The organism is Candidatus Pyrohabitans sp. (assembly GCF_054014795.1).
On sequence record NZ_JBPMGE010000066.1, the window covers coordinates 1 to 17,315 of the forward strand.

The following is a 17,315-nucleotide window of genomic DNA, read 5'->3' on the forward strand; positions in this document are numbered from 1 at the left end:
ATCCCATCTGATTTCCTGGACTTTAATTTTATGGAGAAGCTGGACGTTTCCCCGGAGGATTTTGTCAAACTCGAGGAACCGGCGATAAATATTGACGCAGTCCCCAGCATGGGGGGCGCAGATATAGCGACTATGATGAAGGCTGGTGCAACACCACCACCCGGCTGGGAGCCGGATGAAGAAACATGTGCTAAATTTAAATTGGCCCCTTCCTGTGCATTTGTGCCGGAGGAGTATAGGGAATTGTGTGAGAAGTGCAGAGAAAAGTGATGGGAATTTTATGCGGGGAATAAGTACATACTTAGTCTAGACATTGAGGTATTTCTGAAATGCTTAAAAGTGTTAATATTGATCATTCTTTGGAAATAAAACGCTTATTATTTTCAGGTTCCTCTTTAACTTTTTGAATTCTGCTTTCTGAGAGAGGTTTCCGCTTTTCTTCTTCCGGTTCAAACTCACCTTTTATTTCTGTTCCCGAAGGAGTTTTTACAGAGAATCTTCTTAGACTTTTCATAATTAAGCCGACTATAAAAGCGAGTATGGCTAATAGACCATGAGTAATTTTTATTTTAATGTTCTTTGTTTTCTTAGTTTGATTTGTTTCTTCAGTTTTTTTATTTATAGTCACAGCAGGACTTTTAAAAAATTCAATAATTATGCTCTTTATTCTTTTCTGACCCTTATTCCCTAGGCACTGGCAGGGCTAAGAGTATGAATCTCCTGGAATAGCTCACTACGCTTACCACTATGAATTTGTAGCGCGTCCTCCAGCCTCTCCAGCCCGCTCGCCCTGAGGTTGAGAAAGAGGGTGTCTGCATCCGGCAGAGACTTCATCACTCTGGAAACGCTCTCAACATAGTCATTGCAATTCCCCGCAGAGAGCACCAGCGCCGCATACTTACTCGAAGGGTACTTAGAGCTTTCAGATAGGCACAAAGAGGATATGAAGCGAGTCAGGCGGCACAGCACTGAGTAAAGCTTCATAAAGATAGCTATGGATTAAATGGTGCTCTTTGAGACTTGACCAAGCAATGGAAAAGTGAAAGTTAAAATGGACGTTCGAAGATACTGAAAAGAAAGGAAAAATATTTAAACAATCCTTTATTACCTTATTAATATATAGGAGGAGTTGTAGGAGGGCGTAGGAAAATGAATCGGGTCGCCATTTTATTTCTAACCATGGTGAGCTTATTAATATTGCCCTCAAGTGTTTTTGCAATAAGTTATACTTTATCTTTAGTTTCCAGCTCATCTGTTAATTTGTACACGGGAGAACGCACGACCTCACAAATTCAAATAAAAAACAACAATTGGTGGAACATGGGACACTGCAAAGTTCGGTCTGATACATCATCATGGTCAAGTAAGTTCAATGTAGATGCCCGCAGCACCGTACAGCTTTCTGTATATATTTACGCTCCTCCATGGGGAAGTGGCTCTGGAAGCATTCAACGTAAAATATATTCAAGATGCTATGACAGTGATAATTCAACAATCGACGAAAAATATGTCATAGTTACAATTTACTATACTGAACATCCTACTTATATTGCTAAAACTAACGCAGATTCTACGAGAGACGATGCTCAAAGCGCAATAAGCTCTGCTTCGTCAAGTATAAGCTCCGCTCAAAACGATATTAATGAAGCGAAGAACCTGGGCGCTGATGTGAGTAATGCTTTGTTAAAACTTACAAATGCTCAAAATAACCTACAGACAGCTCAAAACAAAATGTCAATATCTACTAATTATTACAATCAGGATATTAAAGAAGGATATGATCTGGCTACTACGGCTGCAAATGAGGCAGCGAGTTACGCAAGAATGGCAAAATCCGATGCCGATTCTGCTCGCACTTTGGCTATTCAAGCTAAGGAGTTGATAATTCAAGCGAAAAACAATACACAAATGGCAATTAATAGAGCTAGGGCTGCGATTGATTCTGCTAACTCATTAATATCTGCGGCCCAGGCTGTGATTTCGGAGGCAAAATCTATTGGAGCAGACGTAATCCAATCTCAGACTCTGTTAGACACTGCCAAAAGTAAGGTAGATTCTGCATCCTCGAAGTATAATGATGCAGTTTCTCAGTTTAATTTAAGAAACTACAACGATGCAAAGCAATATGCGGAACAGGCTGAGGCATTGGCTATTGAAGCCCAGGCCAGCGCAAATAGTGCTAAGTCAAATGCTCTTTCTACGAAAGAGAAATATCAAGAAGAAAAGGGACAAGCTAAGATCAAGTTGAAAGAGGCGCAGAAAAAGTATAACGAAATTGTGGATCTTATCAATCAGACTAATACTTTGATAATTCGGCTTTCTGAAATGGGTATCGATGCATCCTCGTTTAAGCAGGAGATAGAAGGATATACAGGACAGATACTGGATGCGAAAGGGGAAGTGGAAAAAGCTGAAAGAAGGTATAGAGATGGGGATTATGATGAGTCTAAATCATATTCCACCAAATCCCTCGATATAACTGAAAAAATAGAGTCTAATTTGAATAATATCCTCTATAATATGGCTCTCAGAGCCCAAGCTAAGGCATTGAAAAAGCAGAATGAAAGTGCTAAATTATATGAAGTATCCTCTGGAATGGTTGAAAAATTTAAGAATAATATTACGGGAGCGCAATTTTCTGAATTTAAAGACAACTTGGCTACGGCTGGTGCCAGTATTAAAAAGGCAGATGAACTGCTAAAAGAAGGAGACTCATTGTTAAATAATAAAAATTATGTGAACGCTGTAAACTCATACCGTAATGCTTTTTCAGAGTCATCTAATGCCTTCTATTTGTCATCAAAGGTTTCCTCAGCTTTAAACTCTACGGTTCAGAAAAAGATTGCAGAGTCTAAGGGGGTTTGCGGCCCAACGATGATCTTACTGTTCACTCTGTTACCATTGGCTATATATTCTAGGAAACGATTTTATGTGGTTAATTGAAAAAATTAAAAGTGGGATACTAAAGCTTAAGACAAAACCTTCGTTTAAATTAATATTTTTCTTGGCGTTTTTAGGTTATGTGGGATATGTCAACGCACACAACTTATTTTATATGCCTAAGGAGGGTAAACCCATAGACATTAGTTCTTCTTCAGGGGGCTCTGAACAATCTTCTTACCAAATCCGTCTTTTTGAAAAAGTCTCGGTTATAGAGCCGCGAGTAAAAATTAACATTGAAAGAAGTGGTACAGAACTTCCTAGTTATATCCCGCCCGAATTATCTAGAATTGAAACGACAACTTCACCAACTATTGAAACTCCCAGTGTTAAATCTACACCGTCTCAAGCATCTTCTTTTATAAATACTCAACAAAAGTCGGCATTGAAGGAATCGTCTTCTAAAGAAACGATTACTGCAATTCAAGCTCATGAAGTTGCTCAGGTATTAAATAAATTCGGTCTTCAAAAGTTAAAGGATGGTAGTGTGTTGGAATTACACATAAGCGAAAGTCGAGGAGAGGTATTTACTATATATATTAGGAATGGATTTCCAGATGTTGTTGAGGGAGAAACATCTAATGAGGATGTCTTGATATGGATTTCGAGGAAAGGGTTTCTTGAACTTCAAAAAAGCAATGACATAACTACAACAATAAAAGCCCTAGCTGGTGAAGGACAAATCTCTCTGACACAGAAAACAAACACATGGACACTTTGGCGAAAAGGGTATAAACGCTTTGCGGAAAGACTTGGGCTAATGTAGAGCAAACATTATTTTAAAAATATTACACACTTGTTTCATAACTTAAGAAGTTTCCAAAATTTTGAATTCACATGAAAAACTTCTTTTTGGATTTGGTGTTTCAGCTTTAATGGTACTCTCCTTGGTATTTGATAAATGCCATGTGGAGTAGAGAAGCACTTTAGGGGAGGGTTTTCATGTTTGGTCTCAAAGGGATGGGAATGACCGAGGGTTTAGAGTTTTTCTATCTTTTTAATGTATAAATAAGGGCCAAAAAAGCGAAAGCCATCAAGGGTTAGAATCCTCAGCCAATCTCGGGGAAACACTATCTAAAGGAAAATGGTGAAATCCTTTTATAAGCCTCTTCAGCAAGAAAGTGAACCATAGAAACCTTCCTTTATAAAACAAAAAGGTGAAAGGTTTCTAAGAGGCGAATCAAAGATGTTGGAACGCTAAAAACCAGAAAAAAGGGCGGCCAGCGTGGTGTCGATGTATGCGGGGGAAGGGATTTGAACCCTCGCAGGCTCTACGCCAACAGGTCCTAAGCCTGTCTCCTTTGACCCGGCTCGGACACCCCCGCAAAGATTAAAAAGAAAGAGATTACCTCTGCCGGAGCTTTCTCTTTCTTCTCCTTTCCTTCAGCTTTTTCTTTCTGGTTTTCCACCGACATTTTCCACGCTTCTTCCATTTTCTTGACGAATGCTTACCTGCCATTAAATTCCTCCTTGATGATTATGGTTCCCCTAATGAGGATTGCTCACAAGATAAACCTTTCCGAAATCACTTAATTGATTATGTGACGCGTTTCCCTCATATCCCTGTTGGGGGAGGGGTATACCTAAGGGGAGGGGAGACACCCCTCCCCTGGTATCAGAAGAAGCTGTGGGGAAATACCTCGGTTATGTGGAGCAGAGGCAAGCGGCGATGAATTATTATGTAGCTCCTCTCAAGCACAAGCTCACCCTGCGCTATGCCAAACACGCTGGCAAGCCGGGGGTCTGCTTCTGTCGCCGAAAAGCCGAGAATCTCCCTCCTGGATTCCATTTCCTGCTCAGCCATTATCCTGCCGATGGGCTTCTCCGCCCGCATCACCGCCTCCCTGAACCCGGGCTCAAGCCTGCTTAGCGGAGCATAGGAGGTGGCCCTCACCAGCACGCGCTCGGCGCTGCGCAGATTCACAATGCGGTGGTTGACCTCCTCCCCCTCTGCGATTTGCAGCAGCCCCGCGATTCGCGGCATCGCCCTGACGACCTCCTGGCGCACCGTCTCCACCTGGACTTCGCAGCCCTCAAGTGCCTCAAGGATTCGCGTTATTGAGCCGTCTGTGGTGAGCAGAATCCTGTGCACAGGGCTCAGCTTCACACGCCCTGCCAGCTTCTCGAGCTCTGCTATCATCTCAGAGAAAGCCCCACTATATCTTTAACATGAGAATAACCCCTTTCCTCAAGAAACTCCTTAATCTCAAGCGCCACCTTCCTGAATACGCTCACCCCGCGGGTGAGCACAGCACTTCCTATCTGCACCGCACTGGCACCGGCCATGAGGTACTCCACCGCATCCTCGCCGGTGGTAACGCCCCCGCATCCTATTACAGGAATCTCAACCTCCTGGGCAATCTCATACACGCAGCGCAGGGCAACTGGCTTGATGCAGGGACCCGAGAGTCCTCCCACCCTGTTGCCGAGCAAAGGCACCTTCGCCTTTGTATCGATTGCCATCGCCTTGAGCGTATTTATTGCGGTTATGCCATCTGCGCCAGCATCTTCGCACGCTTTGGCGACCTCCACGATATCGCCGACGTTGGCGGTGAGCTTCGCAAACACAGGGAGTTAGACGGTGCGCTTGACCTCGCTGACCACCTCCCGGGCAAGCTCTGCATCAGCGCCGAAAAGCGAGCCCACCTTCTCCACATTTGGACACGAGAGGTTGAGCTCGATGGCTGCAACCCCCGCGCCCTCAAGAACTCTGGCGACGTGTGCATAATCCTCAGCCCTGAAACCATAGGCACTGGCTATAACAGGCACCCCACCCTGAAGCGCAAGCTTTATCTCCTCTGCAAACTCCTCAACCCCCGGGTTCGCTAAGCCAACGGCGTTGAGAATACCCTGCTCAATTTCAATAACTGTGGGGTTGGCGTGGCCCTCTCTCGGCTCTATTCCGCACGACTTTGCCACCACCGCACCCGCGCCGTTGCGCGCCACCCTGAGCAGCGAGGCTGCGCTCGAGCCCAGGATGCCGGAAGCGAGTACTGTTGGATTTCTCAGCTTCAAGCCCGCGAACTCAACTTCAAGCATGATTGTAAAACCCCGTGCATCCTTTTCTAATTTTCTATACCAAAAAGGTAAAGCTTTCCATCTCTGTTGCCGATGGCAACCGTAGCACCGTCGCTGGAGAAGTCCACGCCCGTTGGCTCCTGTTCAAAGTCGAGCTGAGCAATCTTTTCACCCGAGTAGCTGAGCAGGTAGACCTTTTTATCCCAGGAGCTGAGGGCTATTAGCCTGAGGTTGTCATCTATGGCCACGTCGTAGTTGGAGAATCCACTTCTAAACTTCCACATAAGCCTGCCGTCTGTGCTGTAGACGTACAGCGTTTTATCCTGCGCTGCCCCCGCCACAAGCTTTGAGGAGAGGGCGCATCCATAGAGGTAGCCCCCCTTTCCGCCGCCCCTCTTCCACAGGAGCTTTCCACCGGTATCGAGGAAGTAGAGATAGGTGTCATCCGCGGCGAGCGCCACGTATTTGCCTTCTATTGCCACGTCCCACACCCCCCAGGCGCTCTTCTGGGTCTTGAATGTCCAGCGCGGCTTGCCCTCCAGGGAGTAAGCATAGGCATTGCCGTCGCGCGCCGCAATAACCACCAGGTCAGCATCCTCTGAGATTGCCACCCCCTTTACCCCACTCTGGAGCTTCTTCTCCCAGATTAAAGTTGCATCCCCATTAGCGAGCCTGAAAAGGTAAATCCTGGCCTCAGGTATGAGGTAGCTCGCCGCAACCAAGTAGTTCTCCCCCTCGCTCAGCGCCACAGCTTCCGCATTGCCCTGGGTTTTAAACTTCCAGAGCAGGTTGCCGCTCATATTCAAGAGGTAAACAGTGTTGTCGTAGCTGGCCGCTGCAACGTAGTGTTTGCCGGCATCCACCCCGTACACAGGCTCTCCCGTGGCGAAGCTCCACAGCGGCGAGATTTTAAACTCAGGGGTGCTTTCGCCTTGGTCCAGAGGGATGCTCTCCTCCGGCATCGCCTGCGGTGGTGGCGTTGTTGGTGCTGGTGCCTCAACCTCGACGGGTGGCACCTCGACATCCCCCCCCTCCTCGGCAATGCACGCCGAGAGGGCGATAAGCATAAGCAGCAGAACAGCCTCTCTCATTTCACATCACCTTCTCCGCATTCAGGGACAGATAGAGGAGGGTAAGCAGGAAGAGGACGCTGGTGGGCTGCAGTCCGACCTCTATCAGAATTAGCAGGTGGGTAATGGCAACCGCATACACTGCACAGCCTATACTGCTCCTGGCGAGGCGGTACATAATGCCCAGGTACACACCCACAAGCAGTGCGGTTACCACAAGTCCGGGGAGTCCAAAATCAAGGGTTGCCGGGCCGAAAAGGGTTGAGGTGATTATGTGCTCCTTCTCGTAGCCCAGTATTACGCTGCTCGTAATCACCTGCTTGACGTCGCTGAGGGCAGCGCCGTGGAGCAGTCCCCAGGGCAGGGAGAGCTCCACTATCCTGTCAAACACCGAGAAGGTGAAGCCGGCGCGGTAAAATATGTAGAGATAGGGGGGTATCTTCCAGGTTGCATAGGCAAGGCTTGCGATGTGGGTGCTCACGAGAGTCAGGATTACACCAATTCCAGCAAGGGCAGGTACCAGGGAGCGAAGATTCAGCCTTCCCGCAAGCAGACCGGCGATGGTTGCGCTCAGAATCACTGCTATTGCGTCGCTCTTGAAGCCCGAGAGCACAGCGAGGCCAATAAGGAAGAGGGTGCCCGACACCGCCACCCTTCTTGAGGCAACAACGGCGAGCAGGGAGGCTGAGAGCACCGCCAAGCCGTGGAACACTGCTCGGGCAGGTGAGACGGCCATGCTCTCCCGGAAGCTCGCCTCAAGCAGGGGTATCCCCTGCAACAGCGTCAGCAGCACGGCGACCAAGGCCAGAGCATATGCCCCTGCTATCAGCGCAGATACAGAGCCAAAGCGGGTGAAAGCCAGCCAGAAGCCGATGCTTCCGGCGGAGAGGGCGAGGTTGAAGGCAGTCTGCTCTGGAAATGTGGACTGGAGGGCAAAAAACGCCAGGAGCGCCATAACCGGGAGGAGATAGTTGGGATTCAGCTTCACCTCAATCCTCTTGCCCAGCAGCGCAGAGGCGGTGATGAGAGCAACACCGAAGAGGCTCAGAGCAAAGCTCAGGCCGTGAAGCCCGCCAAAGGCCGGGACCAGGTATCTACCCGTGGCCTCGAACCTATACCCTCCATAGGCGAAGCCGAGAAAGATGAGGTACACCGAGGGGAATACGACCTCCGGGGAGAGAAGCCGCTTCAGGTTCATCTTCTCAGCTCCTCATAGAGGCCGGCGTACTGCTGCGCAGTATTTTCCCATGAGAACTCAGAGGCGCGCTCTCTGGCATTCCTCGCGAGCTTCTCCCACAGCGCGCTGTCCTCCATCACCCTGATAAGCGCCTCCGCAAGGGCATGGGCGTTGTCCTTTTCCACCAGCATCCCAGCTTCGCCGTGGGTAACAACCTCAGGGATTCCTCCAACCCGGGTGGCCACCACCGGCAAGCCGTGGGCCATGGCCTCGAGAGCCACCAGACCAAAACCCTCGGCGCGGGATGGGAGTGCAAGTACGCGGGAGCGGGAGTAGTAGCTGCTCAGCTCACTTCTGCTTCCCTCAAAGAAGACATCGCTGAGCTTAAGGCGGGTGCACATCTCCTCCAGCATCGCCCTCTCCTTACCATCGCCCACTATAACCAGCTTCGCCTCTGGCAGACGCTCCTTAACCATGCGGAAGGCTCTGAGCAGGGTGTCCACACCCTTCTGCTTCACAAGGCTGCCCACAAAGAGTATGCTCATGTCCCTCTCTGCCTCGGTGCGCTCCGGTAGCTCAACACCGTTGTAGATAACCCTGACCTTCTCTGCCTCTGCGCCCAGCCTCTCGGCCTCCTCCTTCAGAAATCTGCTCACCGTCACCACAGCATCAGCCTGCATCAGAACCAGCCTTACCAGGGGGCGCGTAATTCTCTTCCTTGCAAGGTAGTTTATGTCTGTGCCGTGGAGGGTCACCACAAGGGGCAGGCGCAGCGCCCGCTTCAGCAGAACCCCAAGCAAGCCCTGAGGCACCGCATAGTGGGCATGAATAAGCTCAAACCTCCTTCTCCTGCTCATCCTGAGCGCATTAAAGAAACCCCAGAGGATAAAGACGGCTGCCCTCAAAAGAGGTAGCCTGGCAAATCGCGGGTATGTGACGATTTCAAATTCGCAGGGGAGGCGCCTGATCAGGTTCTCCACATGGGTAACCACCCCCCCGCGGGAGGGCTTCCAGATGGTCAGCAAAAGCACCCGCATTGCCCCTACCCCTGAGCCCTGGCAATTGAAGCTAGCGCAACAAAGGCTGTAAGCGCATAGAGCACAAAGACATTGAAGTCCACCAGTCCTGTTTCTATCCCCGCAAGCAGGTAGGCGAAGCAGATGCTGAAGAGCGCAGTGGCAAGCGCTGAGCCGGTTTGTTTCATAAGTGCATACACCGCTCCCAGAATGAGCCCCAGGATGAAGGTGAAGGTAATAGCTCCAGTAAGCCCCATATCCAGGGTTACGGTGCCGAGGAGTGTTGAGGTTAGGGAAACCCCAGTCACCCCGAAATCTCGAGCCACAATTGTGCGCGGCCCCAGGCTCAAGCCCGGCACAAAGTTCAGGAAGGAGGAGAAAGTGGCCAGTGCTATGTCGCCGTGGTAGTGCCCGAAGAGAAAGCTTCTGGCACCCGCTTCATAGAGGCTTCTGACAGTGAAGTCGTACAGGGTGAGGGTCAAATCAACCCTCTTTGCTATCACCTCAAAAACCCCTACCCCGCTGCCGATTACAAGGGCACGGTAGTAACCCAGGGCGGCGACGGCGAGGAGTGCGCCGCCAGCCGCGGCGGTTATTTCGGCTATGCCTATCATGCGGTACCGGTGCATAACAAAGGTGAAGGCGAGAATTGAGACCACACTCTGGGTGCGGTACCCGAGCAGGGTTATGAGAAAGGCCGTCGCCACGGCTATTGCAATGGTGTAAACCCTCACCTCCCGCAGGCTGAGCTTACCTGCGAGGTACTGCTTCCCGAGCAGGGAGGCAAAGAGAACACCTCCGGGCACAAGAAAGGTGGCAAGGTAGGTGTAGGCAACACTCAGCTTAACCCTCGCCTGCGGCTCAAGCAGAGGTACCTTATAGGCCCTGTAGAGGTCGAGGCACAGGGCAAGCAGTGAAAGCAGAAACAGCGCAATTCCGAGCTTCAGCGCGTGCTCCTCGAATGCAACTCTTCTAACCCTTATCCCGGACGCAAGAGAGAAGGCCACAATGAAGGAGATGAGAGAAGCGACCACCACCGAGAATGAGAGCAGGCTTATCTTCCCAAGCGAGAGGAAGGCCAGGTAGGCGATGGGAAAGAGCAGCACCGGCGAAAGCTCTGCCTGAGGAAGCCTGGCGTTAACCCTGTCCACAGCCGAATAAATCCTTGCCGGATAAAGCCGGAGAAGAAGCGGAGCAAGACGGCGCAGGAGAGAGAGCCGGAAACTCTTCTCAATAAAGGCCGCGCCCATGCCGGCGATGCGCAGAATGAGGCTCCCTTCAAGAGAGGCTGCAAGAAACAGCGTCGCCTTTTTTACAAAGTCCACAAGCCTAGAGGAGTTCACCAACACTGACATAGGTTGCGTCTCCCTCTTCTCTCAGGAACCCCTGCACCACCGCAGCCCTGGCTGCTTCCTCCACCTTTGGCTTCTCAAGCTCCTCCTCATAACCCAGGTATATCCTCAGTTTTCTGGTTACCACCTCGCCGCTCTCCAGGTTGAGGTGCTCGAGCTCCCCCAGCTCTATATCTCTGAAGGAGAGCACATACAGGTCTTCGCCTGTCTTGTACGCCCTTGAACCGACACAGTAGAAGCAGCCTTCAATAGCATTCTTAACATCCAGATATCTCATACCCGGCTGGCTTATGCTTATCTCGCCCTTGAGCACCAATCTGCTTGCCCCTGTGCTCTGCTTAAGCTGCTTCAGCGCATCGAGAAATTCTCTGAAATCTCCAAAGCGCTCTTTCTTTGAATAGAAGCTGAGTGAGGAGGAGTAGAGGGGCATGAGCCTGATTTCCTTTGCAGCCACATCCTCAAGGTAACTCATACTCCCCCCAACGGTGAACTCATCTCCGTGCTGATTTCTGATGTACAGCGTACCTCCCCTAGCAGCCACAACAACACCACTAAAATTTCTCTCCCTCTGCGTGGGGTCGCCTATGGCGGTGCCCCTTATCTCGGCTTCTGCAAGGAACCCCTTGCTTTCCAGCTTGTTGTAGGTTTTAACCGCCTTGTAGACCTCCTCGCCACTGAAAACAAGCTCCTCTGCGAGTACAGTTCTTGCAAAGGAGAATGCGAGAAAGAGGACAAGGGCTATTGCTATGAAATCGACAAAGTTCACACCCAGTACCTTGCCCTCTTTGATGTCAAGAAGTTTCATTTCTCCCCTCCACATGTCTGTAGATAAAGTAGATTAAATTCAGAACGAAGAGGATGAAAAACATCCTCATGAACATGCCGTAGAAAACCGGGTTGTTGAGAATGGAGTCGCCGAGAATCATGCTGTAAACTGTAATCAGCAGCTTGTAGAAGTAGCTGAAGAAAAAGAAATAGCTGTCGTAAACATAACGATACTTCTCAAAGAGGCTAAGTTTGAACACGAAATAGACCAGGAGGACCTGAAGGGATGTGAAGGCCACCGTATACCCCAGAATCTCCAGAGCCCTCGATGCCCTACCTGCCACCGTGGATGAAGCCTCAGGCGATGTCATGCTTATAAAAATCTCAGCAACGCTTAAAAAAGCTTCCCCTGGTATCCCCCTGGATGCGGGCGCCGGGATTCAGAACCAAACTTCAGAAAGTTTGATCAGCAACTGCAGACAGTTGCATCATCAGATTGCGGTATTTCGCTGCGCTCAATACCGCTATGTTTCCATCAGATATTCCTTTTGTATCCTGTGGGGGGTTGGGTATACCAAAGGGAAGGGGGCCCTCCCCCTTCCCTGGATATGCGGGCGCCGGGATTCGAACCCGGGCAGGTGGCTTGGAAGGCCACAATCCTAACCAGACTAGATCACGCCCGCTCTAGGAAGAATTCCACCAGCCTAACAAGAGAAAGAATTTCGTCCCCGTCTGAAAACATCCATCTCCTTTGGCCTTATCAAATCCCTGGCTGCCCCCTCGCCCAGCAAATTTAACCCGCGCACTATGGCTACGGGGATACCTTCGCCGCCCTCACCCAGCACCAGGTTGGCTGCTGCGGCTATGTTGTCTGCCACAGCGATGCGGGTTACCTGAAGCTCCCTTCCGAGCAGGTCGCGCTCTCCCCGCCGGTCCCACAGGGCAACCACGCCCGAGCAGCCTATAGCCACGCCCACGCTGCCGTAGCGGAAGCATCTGCCAAAGGAGTCGGCTATAATAACACCTATCCTCCTGCCTGTGGCTACCTCCAGTTTCCTTCTGACCTCCAGTGCACTCCTGTCCGGATTAACTGGTAGAAGCTTCGCCCTACCTTCCCTGATGTTACTCTGGTCTATTCCGGCATTGGCGCACACAAAGCCATGCCTCGTCTCGACAATGAGAAAATTCTCACCCACGGCGAGCACCTCTCTTGCCTCATTCAGAATTAGCTGCACCACCCTTGCGTCCTTCCCCGTCACCTCTGCCAGCTTTCTCGCCTCATCAGAAACCTCAACGCTGTTCAGCTCCACCTCGCGCCCTTCTGCCTTAGCCACAATCTTCTCTGTCACCACAACCACATCACCCTCCTGCAGCTCCAGCTTTTGTCTCTCCACTGCCTTCAGGATGAGCTCTGCAACGTCGTCACCCTTCCTCACATAGGGTATATGCCTCAACCCGTAAATCTCAAGTTTCATACCCAAACCTCAAAAACAAACGTTATAAATCTTCGCCATTCATTCAGGCATGTTGCCCATGTTATGCCTTTTAAAGCTGAATGTGAAGGTCTACTTCTCAACCTACGGATGCACAATGAATCGGGGCGACACTGAGATACTCAGGGCGCTGGTGGCGAGGCGCCATGAGGTGGTAGAGTCGCCTGAGGAGAGCGACGCCGTTGTTGTAAACTCCTGTGCCGTTGTGGGGTTTACTGAGCGAAAGGTGCTCAGGGAGATAGGAAGGCTTAAGCAGGCAGGCAAGCGGGTTGTACTGACGGGCTGCTTACCCGGTGCAAACCCCTCCTCCGCCTATACCTCTGGCGCCGACGTCGTGCTTCCCCTCAGGCACATTGCAGAGATAAACAGCGCCATAGAGGGGCGTCCGGCGCAGGAAGATGTGCCTTTGGTAAAGCCAGAGCTGCCCAAGCTGCGCCACCACAACAGCGCAATTGCAATTGTGGCGATCAGCGAAGGCTGCCTTGGAGCATGCTCCTACTGCGCCACACGCTTCGCCAGGGGGAGGCTGAGAAGCTTCCCTGTAAAGAGTATAGTGAGGGAGGTGGAGCACGCCCTTGAGCAGGGGTACCGCGAAATCCAGCTCACCTCCCAGGACACCGCCGTCTACGGGCGGGATATCTCGACTTCGCTGCCGGAGCTCCTTGGCGATCTGATAGACCTTCCCTACGAGTTCCGCATACGTGTGGGAATGATGAACCCCACCTATGCTCAAGAAATCTTCGACGAGCTTCTCAATGTCTGCTCAAGCGAGAAGATATACAAATTCCTCCATCTGCCTGTGCAGAGCGGTTGCAACTCCGTGCTGCGCCATATGCGCCGCGGGTACCGTGTGGCTGACTTCGTGGAGCTGGTCACCAGCTTCAGGCGCCGTTTTCCTGAGAGCACCCTGTCCACCGATGTGATAGTTGGCTACCCCACAGAAAGCGATGAGGCTTTTGAGAAGACATACCGGCTCATAGAGGAGATAAAGCCTGAGATACTCAACATCACCCGCTTTTCACCCCGTCCCGGTACAGAGGCTGCCAGGCTAAAGGACATGCACGACTGGATCAAGAAAGAGCGCTCCCGCAGGCTGACGAAGCTTATGCAGGACATCGGCCTGGAGAGAAACTCCCGCTACGCAGGCAAAACGCTAAGGGTGCTCGTCACAAAGCACGGAAAGGGCGACACCCTCCTTGCGCGAAGCGATGCATACCGCCAGGTGGTGCTGGAGAAGGGAAAAATAGGGGAATTCAGAGAGGTAAAAATCAGGGATATAAGGCCCACATATATTATAGCCTAGCTTGCCTGCGCGTACTTCTCTATAATCTCATACAGTTTATTGAAGTTTATCGGCTTACCAATGTGCGCATCCGCATGGGCATATTTCAGACTCTTCTCTATATCTTCAGGTTCCTTGCGTACAGAGAGGAATACTATGGGTATGTGGCTGGTCTTCTTGTTCTCCTTTATAGCCTTTGCAGCATCCCATCCGTTCATTGTGGGCATCATGATATCCATGAAGATTATGTCCGGTTTGGTCTCAAGCACCTTTTCAATTGCCTCCTCACCACTAAGAGAACTCACAACCTCATAACCCCGCCTGGACAAAACTTTATTTAAAAGAAGTACAACATCAGGGTCATCATCAACCACCATAACTCTTGCCGGCGAGGCCGGTTTTTTAATTTCCGGGGTCATGTTCCCACCTTATGTTATTTATCCGTTGAAATTAAGTGTTATGTTATTTTATAACCAATGTTTTATATATACTTTATGTTTAAGTTTTTGAAATTATGCTTAACAATGTTGAAAAATTTTCACATAACCTGGAGGGAGAAGAAAGGAAAATATTTATTTCAAGAGCGCCCTAGTGTACATGAAGTCTCGGTGTGAGGTGATGGTCTATGAAGCTCTTAAAGATGGTGGGGATATTTTTTGTTTTTCTTGTCATACTTGGGGTCATTGCAGCAACTTCAATTAAAGGTGATGTTGAGAGTATGCAGAATGAGAATCCTGCAATTTTTGTGATAAATCCAGAGAACAGGGAAATTGAGCTTGGCGTTGCTCTAAACAGGGAAGAGGGCAGTGCGGTACTCCTTGACCCTGCCCAGAAGGTAGGCAATGTCTACCTGAGAGACCTGTTTAAGAATTCAGAAAAATCGGGTGCGGATGCAATCACAGGCAGTGAAATTAAAGGGTATACCTACGCGGATGAGAAGATAATGGAGAAGGTTGCGGCGGTGGACAGGGTTGTGCTGATAGATGACACTGTTGTTGCCGAAATTTTTGCACTTGTGGCGCCCAAGAAGATTGAAATCGGCGAAAAAGGTGAGCTGTTTTACGCTCAGCACACTGTGGATGCGGCTGAGCTGCTCCGCATTCTGCGCGGCGAAATTGGTGGGATGGAATGGGAGGTTACCATCACCAATCCTCTTCTCGATAAACCGCTCGTAAGGAAGATTACCACAGATGAACTCCTCAACACAGCAAATCAAATGGGGATACAGATGAATGAAAATCTGATAAAAGTTCTGATTCTTGCGCAGATTGGAGATCAGGTGTCTCAAGAGCTGCAGAGCAATGAAATCAAGGCAGAGATCTTCAGCATAACACTCAGGGGGTATAAAGAGGGTAAGATCAGAACATATCCCGAGAATACCCTGACAAAAGCAATAAAATATATTCCAGAGAGGCAGCTTATGAACCTGATGGAGAGAATGGGATGAAGTATCTCCGGCTCACATGGGAGGATATCGAAGAGCAGTGCCTGACTCTTGCCCGGGAAATCAAGGCGAAAAAGGTGCCCTTTGATTTAATAATAGGCATAGCCAGGGGAGGCTGGGTGCCTGCAAGGCTGCTAAGCGACATGCTGGACAGCGATGAGCTGCACACAATGCGAGTAAAATTCTACACAGGCATAGGTGAGGTCGCAGAAAAGCCTGTGATTCTACATCCCACGCAGATAGATGTTACCGGAAAGAAGGTGCTTCTTGTCGATGACATTGCAGACACGGGAAAGAGCCTGATTATAGCACGGAGGCATCTCGAGGAGAGGGGCGCTGGGGAGATATTTGTTGTCACCCTGGTCAAAAAGCCCCACTCAGAGATAAACCCGGACCTCTACGTGAAAGAGACAGATGCATGGGTTATATTCCCCTGGGAGGTGAGGGAGACTGTGAGGCTGATTCTTAGCAAGGCTGAGAGCAGTGAGGAGGCTGAGAGAGAGCTTGTACGGGCAGGGCTGAGCAAAGAAGAGCTCCCGGATTGCTGATGGTCTCGGGAAAGGATTCTGCGGAGATGCAGCTATAGCGATTAAAAAAATTAACAATTATCACAGAAAAAGAAAAAATATTGAATGGTTCAAATATTTTTAAAAGCAAATTTTTTATATTTTGTGTGCAACAGAAGTACTTGATGAACATCCTTCTTGTGGATGACGATGAAGGGGTAGGAGAGCTGGCCCAGCTTTTGCTGGCGAAGCACGGGCACAGCGTGAAGCGTGTTTTAACCGGGGAGGACTGCCTATCTCTGCTTGAATCCAACTATCACCCTGACCTGATTTTGATGGACATCTTCATGCCGGGTAAGGATGGCCTCCAGATAACAAGGGAGATAAAAAGCAATCCAAAAACCCGGGATATACCTGTTCTGCTCTTTACTGTGATGGGCACAATAGATGGTATAGAAGAAGCCGCAAAGAAAGCTGGGGCCAATGGCTATATAGCCAAGCCCTTTGACAGAACCACTTTTCTGTCACACATCGAAAAACTTGCAAAAATATAACCTGTCTCAGTGCTCATAGGGCTCATCATCTTTCAGTTCGCCCATCACTCATCATCGACAATAATATAATGGGAGGTTCTCGTTGCAAATTGATTTGGTAAAGTACCTGAGAACTACTTCAGCATTCTCATTGCCTCTTCTGCTGTCTTTCCCTCGTGGACAATTGCTGCTATTGCCTGCACCATTTTAGTAGGGTTTGCATGCTGGAATATATTTCTCCCTATGCTAGTCCCTGCTGCTCCCACCTCTATTGCTCCTTCCACCATCTCCAGCACCTCCATATCAGAACCCATCTTAGGTCCTCCTGCGATCACCACCGGCACAGGGCAGCCCTTCACCACCTCTCTGAACGTCTCCGGGTCTCCTGTATAGTTTGTCTTCACTATATCCGCACCCAGCTCTGCGCCCACCCTTGCTGCGAGCTTCACCACCTCCACATCGTGCTCCCTCTCAATCTTCCTCCCCCGCGGGTACATCATCGCAAGCAGTGGCATCCCCCACTCCATGCACCTCTCGCTAACCTCGCCCAGCTGGGAAAGCATCTCCGCCTCGTCATCAGCACCCACATTGACGTGTATACTAACCGCATCTGCACCCAGCTTGAGCGCCTCCTCAACAGTAGCAACAAGAACCTTGTGGTTGGGGTCAGGAGAAAGGGAGGTGCTCCCGCTAAGATGCATTATTAAGCCGATGTCACG

20 protein-coding genes, 2 tRNA genes and 1 pseudogene are annotated in these 17,315 nt (G+C 50.0%); 7 read left to right on the forward strand and 16 right to left on the reverse strand.

Annotated elements, in window-relative coordinates; all coding sequences use genetic code 11:
* A partial coding sequence (locus ACXJJW_RS07175; protein ID WP_456475057.1) for a hypothetical protein occupies positions 1–270 on the forward strand: 270 nt, incomplete at its 5' end.
* Between the two features lie 82 nt (positions 271–352).
* Here the strand turns inward: ACXJJW_RS07175 and ACXJJW_RS07180 are convergent.
* Together ACXJJW_RS07180 and ACXJJW_RS07185 are read right to left on the reverse strand one after the other, a co-directional pair.
* The gene (locus ACXJJW_RS07180) at positions 353–628 is read right to left on the reverse strand and encodes a hypothetical protein (protein ID WP_456475058.1); all 276 of its coding nucleotides are present in this window, start codon (positions 626–628) and stop codon (positions 353–355) included.
* A gap of 59 nt (positions 629–687) precedes the next feature.
* Positions 688–984 (reverse strand): hypothetical protein, encoded by a 297-nt coding sequence (locus ACXJJW_RS07185; RefSeq protein WP_456475059.1) that lies wholly within the window; start codon positions 982–984, stop codon positions 688–690.
* 165 nt (positions 985–1,149) lie between these two features.
* On the opposite strand from ACXJJW_RS07185, the gene ACXJJW_RS07190 reads away from it, so the two are divergent.
* Positions 1,150–2,943 carry an HlyD family secretion protein gene (locus ACXJJW_RS07190; protein WP_456475060.1) on the forward strand — a complete coding sequence of 598 codons (1,794 nt, stop codon included), beginning with the start codon at positions 1,150–1,152 and terminating at the stop codon, positions 2,941–2,943.
* Entirely contained in the window at positions 2,930–3,706 is a 777-nt protein-coding gene (locus tag ACXJJW_RS07195; RefSeq protein WP_456475061.1) for a hypothetical protein, read from the forward strand. Before ACXJJW_RS07190 ends, ACXJJW_RS07195 begins: the two co-directional genes overlap by 14 nt.
* Before the next feature lie 473 nt (positions 3,707–4,179).
* On the opposite strand, the gene ACXJJW_RS07200 is transcribed toward ACXJJW_RS07195, so the two are convergent.
* From ACXJJW_RS07200 to ACXJJW_RS07255, 12 genes and pseudogenes are all read right to left on the reverse strand, one after another.
* Positions 4,180–4,265, reverse strand: a tRNA-Leu gene (locus ACXJJW_RS07200).
* A complete protein-coding gene (locus tag ACXJJW_RS07205; protein ID WP_456475062.1) occupies positions 4,227–4,373 on the reverse strand; it encodes a hypothetical protein in 147 nt (48 codons plus the stop codon). The genes ACXJJW_RS07200 and ACXJJW_RS07205 overlap by 39 nt, the downstream gene beginning before the upstream one ends.
* Before the next feature lie 182 nt (positions 4,374–4,555).
* Positions 4,556–5,080 (reverse strand): chorismate--pyruvate lyase family protein, encoded by a 525-nt coding sequence (locus ACXJJW_RS07210; RefSeq protein ID WP_456475063.1) that lies wholly within the window; start codon positions 5,078–5,080, stop codon positions 4,556–4,558.
* Positions 5,077–5,982: pseudogene (locus tag ACXJJW_RS07215) on the reverse strand (dihydroorotate dehydrogenase). The gene ACXJJW_RS07210 and the pseudogene ACXJJW_RS07215 overlap by 4 nt, the downstream one beginning before the upstream one ends.
* A gap of 23 nt (positions 5,983–6,005) precedes the next feature.
* Positions 6,006–7,049 carry a WD40 repeat domain-containing protein gene (locus ACXJJW_RS07220; protein WP_456475064.1) on the reverse strand — a complete coding sequence of 348 codons (1,044 nt, stop codon included), beginning with the start codon at positions 7,047–7,049 and terminating at the stop codon, positions 6,006–6,008.
* A 1-nt stretch (position 7,050) separates the two neighbouring features.
* A complete protein-coding gene (locus ACXJJW_RS07225; protein ID WP_456475065.1) occupies positions 7,051–8,226 on the reverse strand; it encodes a hypothetical protein in 1,176 nt (391 codons plus the stop codon).
* Complete coding sequence (locus tag ACXJJW_RS07230) at positions 8,223–9,242, reverse strand: glycosyltransferase family 4 protein (RefSeq protein WP_456475066.1); 1,020 nt, start codon at positions 9,240–9,242, stop codon at positions 8,223–8,225. The genes ACXJJW_RS07225 and ACXJJW_RS07230 overlap by 4 nt, the downstream gene beginning before the upstream one ends.
* A 5-nt stretch (positions 9,243–9,247) precedes the next feature.
* A complete protein-coding gene (locus ACXJJW_RS07235; RefSeq protein WP_456475067.1) occupies positions 9,248–10,576 on the reverse strand; it encodes a hypothetical protein in 1,329 nt (442 codons plus the stop codon).
* Complete coding sequence (locus ACXJJW_RS07240; protein WP_456475068.1) at positions 10,551–11,378, reverse strand: TrmB family transcriptional regulator sugar-binding domain-containing protein; 828 nt, start codon at positions 11,376–11,378, stop codon at positions 10,551–10,553. The genes ACXJJW_RS07235 and ACXJJW_RS07240 overlap by 26 nt, the downstream gene beginning before the upstream one ends.
* Complete coding sequence (locus ACXJJW_RS07245; protein WP_456475069.1) at positions 11,365–11,709, reverse strand: hypothetical protein; 345 nt, start codon at positions 11,707–11,709, stop codon at positions 11,365–11,367. The genes ACXJJW_RS07240 and ACXJJW_RS07245 overlap by 14 nt, the downstream gene beginning before the upstream one ends.
* Before the next feature lie 238 nt (positions 11,710–11,947).
* A tRNA-Gly gene (locus ACXJJW_RS07250) sits at positions 11,948–12,021 on the reverse strand.
* Between the two features lie 21 nt (positions 12,022–12,042).
* The gene (locus ACXJJW_RS07255; RefSeq protein WP_456475070.1) at positions 12,043–12,813 is read right to left on the reverse strand and encodes a coenzyme F420-0:L-glutamate ligase; all 771 of its coding nucleotides are present in this window, start codon (positions 12,811–12,813) and stop codon (positions 12,043–12,045) included.
* A 58-nt stretch (positions 12,814–12,871) separates the two neighbouring features.
* Here ACXJJW_RS07255 and ACXJJW_RS07260 point away from each other — a divergent pair, with 58 nt between their 5' ends.
* The gene (locus ACXJJW_RS07260; protein ID WP_456475071.1) at positions 12,872–14,134 is read left to right on the forward strand and encodes a tRNA (N(6)-L-threonylcarbamoyladenosine(37)-C(2))-methylthiotransferase; all 1,263 of its coding nucleotides are present in this window, start codon (positions 12,872–12,874) and stop codon (positions 14,132–14,134) included.
* Here ACXJJW_RS07260 and ACXJJW_RS07265 read toward each other — a convergent pair.
* Positions 14,131–14,532: a response regulator gene (locus tag ACXJJW_RS07265; protein ID WP_456475072.1), complete on the reverse strand. Its 402-nt coding sequence runs from the start codon at positions 14,530–14,532 to the stop codon at positions 14,131–14,133. The two genes, ACXJJW_RS07260 and ACXJJW_RS07265, sit on opposite strands and share 4 nt — an antisense overlap.
* Positions 14,533–14,738: 206 nt before the next feature.
* Here ACXJJW_RS07265 and ACXJJW_RS07270 point away from each other — a divergent pair, with 206 nt between their 5' ends.
* From ACXJJW_RS07270 to ACXJJW_RS07280, 3 genes are all read left to right on the forward strand, one after another.
* Positions 14,739–15,560 (forward strand): hypothetical protein, encoded by an 822-nt coding sequence (locus ACXJJW_RS07270; protein ID WP_456475073.1) that lies wholly within the window; start codon positions 14,739–14,741, stop codon positions 15,558–15,560.
* Positions 15,557–16,105: a phosphoribosyltransferase gene (locus tag ACXJJW_RS07275; protein ID WP_456475074.1), complete on the forward strand. Its 549-nt coding sequence runs from the start codon at positions 15,557–15,559 to the stop codon at positions 16,103–16,105. The genes ACXJJW_RS07270 and ACXJJW_RS07275 overlap by 4 nt, the downstream gene beginning before the upstream one ends.
* A 143-nt stretch (positions 16,106–16,248) precedes the next feature.
* Complete coding sequence (locus ACXJJW_RS07280) at positions 16,249–16,617, forward strand: response regulator (RefSeq protein ID WP_456475075.1); 369 nt, start codon at positions 16,249–16,251, stop codon at positions 16,615–16,617.
* A 113-nt stretch (positions 16,618–16,730) separates the two neighbouring features.
* On the opposite strand, the gene ACXJJW_RS07285 is transcribed toward ACXJJW_RS07280, so the two are convergent.
* Positions 16,731–17,315, reverse strand: a 585-nt coding sequence (locus tag ACXJJW_RS07285) for a class I fructose-bisphosphate aldolase family protein (protein WP_456475076.1), incomplete at its 5' end; no start/stop codon positions are given.

Bases quoted from the DNA above. Each gene is read 5' to 3' on its own strand.
- ACXJJW_RS07235 (WP_456475067.1), bottom strand. From the start codon at position 10,576: ATGTCAGTGTTGGTGAACTCCTCTAGGCTTGTGGACTTTGTAAAAAAG.
- ACXJJW_RS07270 (WP_456475073.1), top strand. From the start codon at position 14,739: ATGAAGCTCTTAAAGATGGTGGGGATATTTTTTGTTTTTCTTGTCATA.
- ACXJJW_RS07230 (WP_456475066.1), bottom strand. From the start codon at position 9,242: ATGCGGGTGCTTTTGCTGACCATCTGGAAGCCCTCCCGCGGGGGGGTG.
- ACXJJW_RS07225 (WP_456475065.1), bottom strand. From the start codon at position 8,226: ATGAACCTGAAGCGGCTTCTCTCCCCGGAGGTCGTATTCCCCTCGGTG.
- ACXJJW_RS07245 (WP_456475069.1), bottom strand. From the start codon at position 11,709: ATGACATCGCCTGAGGCTTCATCCACGGTGGCAGGTAGGGCATCGAGG.
- ACXJJW_RS07260 (WP_456475071.1), top strand. From the start codon at position 12,872: ATGTTATGCCTTTTAAAGCTGAATGTGAAGGTCTACTTCTCAACCTAC.
- ACXJJW_RS07205 (WP_456475062.1), bottom strand. From the start codon at position 4,373: ATGGAAGAAGCGTGGAAAATGTCGGTGGAAAACCAGAAAGAAAAAGCT.
- ACXJJW_RS07280 (WP_456475075.1), top strand. From the start codon at position 16,249: ATGAACATCCTTCTTGTGGATGACGATGAAGGGGTAGGAGAGCTGGCC.
- ACXJJW_RS07190 (WP_456475060.1), top strand. From the start codon at position 1,150: ATGAATCGGGTCGCCATTTTATTTCTAACCATGGTGAGCTTATTAATA.
- ACXJJW_RS07220 (WP_456475064.1), bottom strand. From the start codon at position 7,049: ATGAGAGAGGCTGTTCTGCTGCTTATGCTTATCGCCCTCTCGGCGTGC.
- ACXJJW_RS07275 (WP_456475074.1), top strand. From the start codon at position 15,557: ATGAAGTATCTCCGGCTCACATGGGAGGATATCGAAGAGCAGTGCCTG.
- ACXJJW_RS07195 (WP_456475061.1), top strand. From the start codon at position 2,930: ATGTGGTTAATTGAAAAAATTAAAAGTGGGATACTAAAGCTTAAGACA.
- ACXJJW_RS07255 (WP_456475070.1), bottom strand. From the start codon at position 12,813: ATGAAACTTGAGATTTACGGGTTGAGGCATATACCCTATGTGAGGAAG.
- ACXJJW_RS07210 (WP_456475063.1), bottom strand. From the start codon at position 5,080: ATGATAGCAGAGCTCGAGAAGCTGGCAGGGCGTGTGAAGCTGAGCCCT.
- ACXJJW_RS07185 (WP_456475059.1), bottom strand. From the start codon at position 984: ATGAAGCTTTACTCAGTGCTGTGCCGCCTGACTCGCTTCATATCCTCT.
- ACXJJW_RS07240 (WP_456475068.1), bottom strand. From the start codon at position 11,378: ATGAAACTTCTTGACATCAAAGAGGGCAAGGTACTGGGTGTGAACTTT.
- ACXJJW_RS07265 (WP_456475072.1), bottom strand. From the start codon at position 14,532: ATGACCCCGGAAATTAAAAAACCGGCCTCGCCGGCAAGAGTTATGGTG.